Source organism: Sphingomonas sp. Sph1(2015) (assembly GCF_001970915.1).
Classification (GTDB): Bacteria; Pseudomonadota; Alphaproteobacteria; order Sphingomonadales; family Sphingomonadaceae; genus Sphingomonas; species Sphingomonas parapaucimobilis.
In genome coordinates this window covers 20,641-28,458 of sequence record NZ_MQUI01000046.1, presented here as the reverse complement: position 1 = coordinate 28,458, position 7,818 = coordinate 20,641, and the positions used below count along the sequence as shown (strand labels likewise).

6 protein-coding genes are annotated in these 7,818 nt (G+C 70.1%); 3 read left to right on the top strand and 3 right to left on the bottom strand.

The window, feature by feature from the left end; all coding sequences use genetic code 11:
* Window positions 1-118 precede the first annotated feature (118 nt).
* The gene (glpX, locus tag BSZ14_RS15490; protein WP_042490631.1) at window positions 119-1,093 is read right to left on the bottom strand and encodes a class II fructose-bisphosphatase; all 975 of its coding nucleotides are present in this window, start codon (window positions 1,091-1,093) and stop codon (window positions 119-121) included.
* A gap of 159 nt (window positions 1,094-1,252) precedes the next feature.
* Here glpX and BSZ14_RS15485 point away from each other — a divergent pair, with 159 nt between their 5' ends.
* Window positions 1,253-2,008, top strand: a complete 756-nt coding sequence (locus tag BSZ14_RS15485) for an ATP-binding cassette domain-containing protein (protein ID WP_076711600.1) — start codon at window positions 1,253-1,255, stop codon at window positions 2,006-2,008.
* Window positions 2,005-3,546 carry a glycine betaine ABC transporter substrate-binding protein gene (locus tag BSZ14_RS15480; protein WP_076711599.1) on the top strand — a complete coding sequence of 514 codons (1,542 nt, stop codon included), beginning with the start codon at window positions 2,005-2,007 and terminating at the stop codon, window positions 3,544-3,546. The genes BSZ14_RS15485 and BSZ14_RS15480 overlap by 4 nt, the downstream gene beginning before the upstream one ends.
* A gap of 320 nt (window positions 3,547-3,866) precedes the next feature.
* Here BSZ14_RS15480 and dapD read toward each other — a convergent pair whose 3' ends face one another.
* Both dapD and BSZ14_RS15470 read right to left on the bottom strand, forming a co-directional pair.
* Window positions 3,867-4,694, bottom strand: a complete 828-nt coding sequence (dapD, locus tag BSZ14_RS15475) for a 2,3,4,5-tetrahydropyridine-2,6-dicarboxylate N-succinyltransferase (RefSeq protein WP_076711598.1) — start codon at window positions 4,692-4,694, stop codon at window positions 3,867-3,869.
* Window positions 4,695-4,696: 2 nt separating this feature from the next.
* On the bottom strand, window positions 4,697-5,359 hold the full coding sequence (locus tag BSZ14_RS15470; RefSeq protein WP_076711597.1) for a pyrimidine 5'-nucleotidase: 663 nt from the start codon (window positions 5,357-5,359) through the stop codon (window positions 4,697-4,699).
* A 153-nt stretch (window positions 5,360-5,512) separates the two neighbouring features.
* On the opposite strand from BSZ14_RS15470, the gene BSZ14_RS15465 reads away from it, so the two are divergent.
* On the top strand, window positions 5,513-7,792 hold the full coding sequence (locus BSZ14_RS15465; RefSeq protein ID WP_241823784.1) for a S8 family peptidase: 2,280 nt from the start codon (window positions 5,513-5,515) through the stop codon (window positions 7,790-7,792).
* Window positions 7,793-7,818: the final 26 nt, after the last annotated feature.

Sequence of the window (7,818 nt, the reverse complement as noted above, 5' to 3'; positions counted from 1 at the left end):
GGGGGGGGGAGGGGGGTGGGGCGCTTCGGCAAGCACCGCGTGCGAGGCGAGGCCCCACCCCAACCCCTCCCCTAAAGGGGAGGGGCTTGGTCAAGACGAAACCCTCACGCATTAAACATCAAAGCCGGTGCTGTCCCTTCACCCAGCGCACCGTGCCCGACGAGGCGCGCATGACCACGCTTTCGGTCGTCATGACCTTGGGCCGACGCTTCACCCCGGCCAGCAACGATCCGTCGGTCACGCCGGTCGCCGCGAAGATGCAATCGCCACGCGCCAGCTCGGTCAGGTCATATTGCTTGTCGAGATCGGTCACGCCCCACTTATGCGCGCGGGCGCGCTCCGCATCGTTGCGGAACAGCAGCCGCCCCTTGAACTGCCCGCCGACACAACGCAGCGCGGCGCAGGCCAGCACGCCCTCGGGCGCGCCGCCCGAGCCCATATAGACGTCGATGGTCGTGTCGGGATCGGTCGTCGCGATCACCCCCGCCACGTCGCCGTCGCCGATCAGCACCACGCCGCAGCCCAGGGCGCGCAGCTCGGCGATCAGCCCTTCGTGGCGCGGCCGGTCGAGCACGCACACCACGACGTCCCTGGCCGCAACACCCTTGGCCTCGGCGATGGCGCGGATATTGTCGCTGGGGCTGCGGTCCAGATCGATGACGCCCGCCGGATAGCCGGGGCCGACCGCGATCTTGTCCATATAGACATCGGGTGCGTTGAGCAGATGCCCTTTCTCCGCGATCGCCAGCACCGCCAGGCTGTTCGGCCCCGCCTTGGCGCAGATGGTCGTGCCCTCCAGCGGGTCGAGCGCGATGTCGATCTCGGGGCCGTTGCCGGTGCCGACCTTCTCGCCGATGAACAGCATCGGGGCTTCGTCGCGCTCGCCTTCGCCGATGACGACGGTGCCGTCCATGTCGAGTTCGTTAAGCGCCGCGCGCATCGCCTCGACCGCCGCCGCGTCCGCCGCCTTCTCGTCGCCACGTCCGACCAAGGTCGACGCCGCGATCGCCGCCGCCTCGGTCACGCGCACCATTTCTAGGACGAGGACACGGTCGAGAACCTGGCTGGCGCTTTGAAGATCGGTCTGGCTCATAAACTCTCCTGCCGCTCACGCGCGGCTGTGTTGAACATGTTTTACAGCGCCATATCGCGGGGGGCGGCACAGGCATAGTCCGAAAGCCACAAAGGCGGTGCAGCGAAACGGCACTTCACCGCGTTTGACCGGCTCCCGCTTCCCTCCCAAGATGGCCCCATGCCCAAATCGATGATCGTGCTGGAGAATGTCAGCCGCCGCTACGGCACGGTCGCGGCCGTCGACACTGTTTCGCTGACCGTCGAGCGGGGCAGCTTCGTCGCGCTGGTCGGCGCATCCGGGTCGGGCAAATCGACCCTGCTGCGCATGGTAAACCGGCTGGAGCAGCCCGATACGGGCAGGGTTCTGATCGACGGGCAGGATGCGTCCGCCGAGCCCCCGCCCCTGCTCCGCCGCCGCATCGGCTATGTCTTTCAGCAACATGGCCTGTTCCCGCACATGACCGTCGCGGCCAATATCGCCATCGGGCTGCGCATCGCCGGGCGCGATAGGGGCAACCGGGTGGGCGAGTTGCTCGATCTGGTCGACCTGCCGCGCGACGTGGCGGAGCGGATGCCCGATGCCCTGTCGGGCGGCCAGCGCCAGCGTGTCGCCATCGCGCGCGCGCTCGCGACCGAGCCGCCGATCCTGCTGCTCGACGAAGCGCTGGGCGCGCTCGATCCGGTCACCCGCGATGCGGTGGCGGGGCGGCTGGTCGAACTGCACCGAAAGCTGGGACTGACGACGATCCTCGTCACCCATGACATGGCCGAGGCGCTGCTGACCGCCGCCCGTGTGCTGGTGATGGAGGCGGGCCGGATCGTCGCCGACGCGACCCCGGCCGAGCTGGTCCGCGGCGAGGGCGGCCCGGCGGCACAGGAATTGATGGCGGTCCCCCGGCATCAGGCCGAGCGGCTGGCGGCGCTCCGGGCATGAACGCCTTTCTCGACGCCCTCGCCCGCGTCCCGCCACTGCTGGCGCAGCATGTGCTGGTCAGCATGGCCGCGCTGCTGCTCGGCATCCTGATCGCGGTGCCGCTGGCCTTTGCGTGCGCGCGGCGACCAAGGCTGTCGCGGGCGGCGCTCGGCTTCGCCAGCCTGGTCCAGACCATCCCGGCACTGGCCTTGCTGGCGCTGTTCTATCCGGTGCTGCTCAGCCTGTCGGGACTGGTCGGCGGAGGCATACCGGCGCTGGGGTTCCTGCCCTCGCTGCTGGCGCTGACGCTCTATGCGCTGCTGCCGATCCTGCGCAACGGCGTGACGGGGCTGGTCGGGCTAGACCCGGCGGTGTTGCAGGCGGCGGACGCGGTGGGGATGACGCGGGCGCAGAAGCTGCGACTGGTCGAGGCGCCTTTGGTCGCGCCGGTGCTGGCGGCGGGCATCCGCACGGCGGCGGTGTGGACGATCGGCGCGGCCACCCTGTCGACCACGGTGGGCCAGCCGAGCCTGGGCGACCTGATCTTCGCGGGGCTCCAGACCCAGGCCTGGGCGCTGGTGCTGGCGGGCTGTTTCGCCGCCGCCGCGCTGGCGCTGGTGGTCGATGCGCTGATCGGGCTGATCGAGCGCGGGCTGGCGACGCGGCGGAAAGGCATGTGGATCGGCGGGCTGGTCGCCCTGGCGCTCGGGATCACGCTGGCGACGCAGCCGCTCTGGCCGCGTGGTGGCGATGCGCGGCGGCAGGTGGTGATCGGGGCCAAGAATTTCTCCGAGCAATATATCCTGGCACGGCTGATCGGCGACCGGCTGTCCCGCGCGGGCTATGATGTCAGCTATCGCGACGGGCTGGGCTCGACCGTGGCGTTCGAGGCGACGGCGGGGGGCCGTGTGGACGTCTATGTCGATTATGCCGGGACCTTGTGGACCACCGCGATGCGGCGGCATGACTCCCCGCCCCGCGCGGCGATGCTGGCCGCGCTGAAGGATTGGGCCGCGACGCGTGATGTCGCGATGCTGGGGCCGCTGGGGTTCGAGAATGCCTATGCCTTCGCGATGAAGACGCCGCTGGCGCAGCGGCTGGGGGTGCGTTCGCTCGCCGATCTGTCGCACGTCGCGCCGCGGCTGAAGCTGGGCAGCGACCTGGAGTTTCTCGACCGGCCCGAATGGGCGGCGGTGCGTGATGCCTATGGCCTGCGTTTTGCGAGCATGACGCCGTACAGCCCGACCTTCATGTACCGCGCGCTGGAGAGCGGGCGGGCGGATGTGATCTCGGCTTTTTCGTCCGATGGCCGGATCGCGGCGGAGCGGCTGACCGTGCTGAACGACCCGAAACGGGCAATCCCCGGCTATGACGCGGTGCTGCTGGTGGCGAAGGACCGGGCGGGGGATGCGAAGTTCGTTCAGGCGCTGCGGCCGATGCTGAACCGCATTCCGGTCGAGGCGATGCGCGAGGCGAACTACCGGGTCGACCGCGACGATGCGGCGAAGGAAAGCCCGGAGGCGGCGGCGCGGTGGCTGGCCAAGCGGGTCGGGTTGTAGCGTTGGTTCGCGCGAAGCCGCGAGGACGCGAAGCAGAAAAGATTTTGGTTCGCGCGGAGGCGCGGAGAACGCGGAGGGGTATCGCCTTGGGCTAACCGTCCGCTTTCGCCTCAGGCCGGGGAGGCAGGGTGAAGGCGGCCGCCGGGCACGCCGCCTCTGCGTTCTCCGCGCCTCCGCACGAACCTTAAAAGCCCCTCCCGTAAACGGGAGGGGTTTGGGGAGGGCAGGGAGTCTCACAGAGACCATCGCCTGCGTCATGCCCTCCCCCATCCCCTCCCGCCTGCGGGAGGGGCGTGCCAAGGTTCAGGCGTCGCGGGTCATCAATCGCGCAGCAGGTCGTTGATGCTGGTCTTCGAGCGGGTCTGTGCATCGACCCGCTTGACGATCACCGCGCAGTAGAGGCCCGGCTTGCCGTCGACCGACGGCGTCGTGCCGGGCACCACCACCGAGTAAGGCGGCACATGGCCCCGGAAGACCTCACCCGTCTCGCGGTCGATGATCTTGGTCGAGGCACCCAGATAGACGCCCATCGACAGCACCGCGCCCTCGCCGACGCGGACGCCCTCGGCCACCTCGGCGCGTGCGCCGATGAAGGCGCCGTCCTCGATGATGACCGGATCGGCCTGCAGCGGCTCGAGCACGCCGCCGATGCCCGCACCGCCCGACAGATGCACGTTCTTGCCGATCTGCGCACAGCTGCCCACGGTCGCCCAGGTGTCGACCATCGTGCCCTCACCGACATAGGCGCCGATATTGACGAAGCTCGGCATCAGGATCGCGCCCTTGGCGACGTGCGCGCCGCGCCGCACGACCGAACCGGGCACCGCGCGGAACCCGGCGGCGCGGAAGTCCGCTTCCGACCAGCCGCTGAACTTCGACGGCACCTTGTCGAACCAGTGGCCCGCGCCCGGGCCATTGTCGATCAGGACATTGTCGTTCAGGCGGAACGACAGGAGGACGGCCTTTTTCAGCCACTGGTTGACGGTCCAGCCGCCCTTGCCGTCCGGCTCGGCCACGCGCGCCTCGCCCCGGTCGAGCAGCGCCAGCGCGCGGTCGACGGCGATGCGCTCTTCCCCTTGCGTCGCGAAGTTCAGCTCGGCCCGGTTGTCCCAGGCGGCATCGATGGTGGCGGCCAGTTCATGTGCCATCGTCAGTCCTCCAATATGCTCGTCAGCCACGGCGTCAGCGCGTGGACGGTATAGTCGATATGGTCGCGGGCGGCTTCCGGTCCCTGTTCGGAGCCGTTGTCGACCCACACGGTCGTCATCCCGATCGCCTTGGCGGGGACCAGGTTGCGCGCCATGTCCTCGAAGAAGATGGCGCGGCTTGGATCAATGTCGAACGCGGCGCACAAGCCCGCATAGGCGGACGGCTGCGGCTTGGGGACGAGGCCCATGGCGGTGATGTCGTGAACCGCCTCGAAATGCCCACCCAGCCCCAGCCGGTCGAGGACCTTCAGCGCATAGGGCTTGTCGCCATTGGTGAAGACCAGCTTGCGCCCCGGCAACTTGGCCAACGCGGCGGCGAGCGGTGCGTCCTGTTCCAGCACGTCCATCTCGATATCGTGGACATAGGCCAGGAAGGCGGCGGGATCGACGTCATGCTCGGCCATCAGGCCCGCCAGCGTGGTGCCGTGGGCATGGAAATACTCTTTCTGCACCCGGAACGCCTCGGCCGGGTCCAGGCCCAACAGGTCGCCGACGAACTGCGTCATCCGCCGGTCGATATGCGCGAACAGATTGGCGCTCGCCGGATACAGCGTATTGTCCAGATCGAAGATCCAGGCGTCGATATGGGCAAGCGCGGGCAGCATGGCGGCAGCGTGTAGGCGCGAGGCCCCATGGCCGCAAGCCGCCCCGTGGCCCGTCGCCTGCCACCCCTTAACGACGGTGCAAGAAAGTGATGCTATCATAATGGCCAGGCTCACCCCTGTCGGTTGGGCAGGCGGCATGATGGGATGGGCGGGTTGAGCTTGCGAGCGCGGGAAGCGCGCGGTGCCGGGGGCATCGCGACGGTCTGGAGCCTGGTCATCGGCGCGGGCACGATGGTCGCGGCCTGTGGCGGCAGCGGCAACGGCATCCAGCCGATACCGGCCCCGATCGCCAGCCCGACACCCACACCCACCCCCATCCCCGCACCGACGCAGAATTACGACACGGCGGGCTATCGTGCGACGGCGGGTGCGGTCGCGATGAACGCGCTGGCCGCCTATCAGCGCGGGGCGACCGGTGCGGGTGTGGCCCTGGGCGTCATCGATTCGGGTGTGGACGACCGCACCGGCGCCTTCACCGGGCGGATTTCCAGCGCCTCCACCGATGTCGCGGGGACGCGCGGCACCGGTGATCTGGACGGGCACGGCACCGCCGTCGCCTTCACCGCGCTGGGCGGCCGCAGCAGCAATCGGGCGCAGGGCGTGGCGTTCGACGCCACCCTGGTCGCGCTGCGCGCCGACGAGCCGGGCAGTTGCGGCGGCTCCACCGGAAATGGCGGGCTGGGCGGGACGTGCAGCTTTTCCTCCGACGCCATCGCCCGCGGGCTGGATACGGCCCGCAGCGCCGGTGCGCGGGTCGTCAACATCTCGCTCGGCTCGAACGATACGCCGCCCGGCACGCTGCTCGCGGCGATCGGGCGAGCGACGGCGGCGGGCATGGTGATCGTCATTGCGGCGGGCAATGACGGCGAATCCAATCCCACGCTGATGGCGCAAATCGCCAATAGCGATGCGGTCGCGCGTGGACAGGTCATCATCGCCGGATCGGTCGGCGCGACCGGCACCATCTCGTCATTCAGCAACCGGGCGGGCCAGTCGGCCGCGCATTACCTGACCGCGCTGGGCGAGCGGGTGGAAGCGCCCGATGCCAAGGGCGAACGCCTGCTCTGGTCGGGCACGTCCTTCGCCGCGCCGCAGATCAGCGGCGCGGTCGCCCTGCTGGCCCAGGCCTTTCCCAACCTGACCGGCGCGCAGATCGCCGACCTGCTGCTGCGCACCGCGCGCGAAGCGGGGACGAGCGGCACCGACGACATTTACGGTCGCGGCACGCTGGACCTGACCGCCGCCTTCCAGCCGGTCGGCGGCACCAGCGTCGCGGGCACGGGCGCGGCCGTCTCGATGGGGGTCAATGCGCGGCTATCCCCGGCAATGGGCGATTCGCGGGCGGAGGGGCTGAGCCTCGTCGCGCTCGACGGCTATGCCCGTGCCTATCATGTCGACATATCCGCCACCGTGGCGCAGGCCGCCCCCCGCCCGATGCTGGCGCCGTCGCTGCTCGGCCGCATCGAGGGCATGGTGGTCAGCGACGGCACACGCACGGTCGCCTTGACCCGCGCGATCACCATGCCCGGCGAGGCCCGGCTGCGGGCCATCGTCCCCGCCGACGCGCCGAACGCGGCGCAGCGCATCGTCGCGGGCAGCATCACCCAGACGCTCTCCCCCGACACCGCGATCGGATTCGGCTTTGCCAGCACCGGCGACGCGATGATCGCCGGGTGGACCGGCCAGTCCGGCCCCGCCTATCTGATGGCCGATCCCGGCGCGGGCATGGACCGCGCGCCGCGCGCCGCCGCTGCTTTGCATCATGTCATGGGCCGGACGGGCGTCAGCGTCGCGGCGGAGAATGGCCGCTTCGCCGCGCCGATGCCGGGCATGGTCGCGCCCGGCTATGACCAGATGACGGTGACCTTCGACCGCAGGCTGGGACCGGTCGCCGCGACATTGGGCCTGACCCGGCTGGATGAGCAATCGACCGTGTTGGGCAGCTGGTTCGGCGGCGCGCTGGGCCAAGCGCGCGGACTCAGCTGGTTCGCCGACACGGCCGCACGCTGGCAGGACGATGGCGGCTGGACGCTGGGCGCCCGCTGGCGCCGCGGCTGGACGCGCGCGGTCGGGGCCTTGGGCGGCGGCATGCTCGCCAGCCGAGCCTGGTCGGTCGAGGCAGGCAAGGCCGGGCTGTTCGGCCACGACCGGATCGACCTGCGCCTGTCGCGGCCCTTGCGGGTCGGCGGCGGCGGGCTGGACCTGCGGCTGCCCGGCCATTGGGATTATGCCAGCGGCCAGGTCGACGGCTGGACGACCAACCGCCTGTCGCTGACCCCCACGGGGCAGGAAACGCTGGTCGAGCTGCGCCACGGCATCCGGCTGGGCGGCGGCGAGTGGTCGACGCACCTGTTCTGGCGACGCGATCCCGGCAATATCGCCATGCTGCCGCCCGAGCGGGGCATGGCGGTGAAGTATGGCTTGACCTTCTGATACGCGGTCTTGGCTGGCGGGGGCGG

Excerpts from the sequence above, each read along its gene's own strand:
- glpX (WP_042490631.1), bottom strand. The coding sequence starts at position 1,093 with ATGAGCCAGACCGATCTTCAAAGCGCCAGCCAGGTTCTCGACCGTGTC.
- BSZ14_RS15485 (WP_076711600.1), top strand. The coding sequence starts at position 1,253 with ATGCCCAAATCGATGATCGTGCTGGAGAATGTCAGCCGCCGCTACGGC.
- BSZ14_RS15480 (WP_076711599.1), top strand. The coding sequence starts at position 2,005 with ATGAACGCCTTTCTCGACGCCCTCGCCCGCGTCCCGCCACTGCTGGCG.
- dapD (WP_076711598.1), bottom strand. The coding sequence starts at position 4,694 with ATGGCACATGAACTGGCCGCCACCATCGATGCCGCCTGGGACAACCGG.
- BSZ14_RS15470 (WP_076711597.1), bottom strand. The coding sequence starts at position 5,359 with ATGCTGCCCGCGCTTGCCCATATCGACGCCTGGATCTTCGATCTGGAC.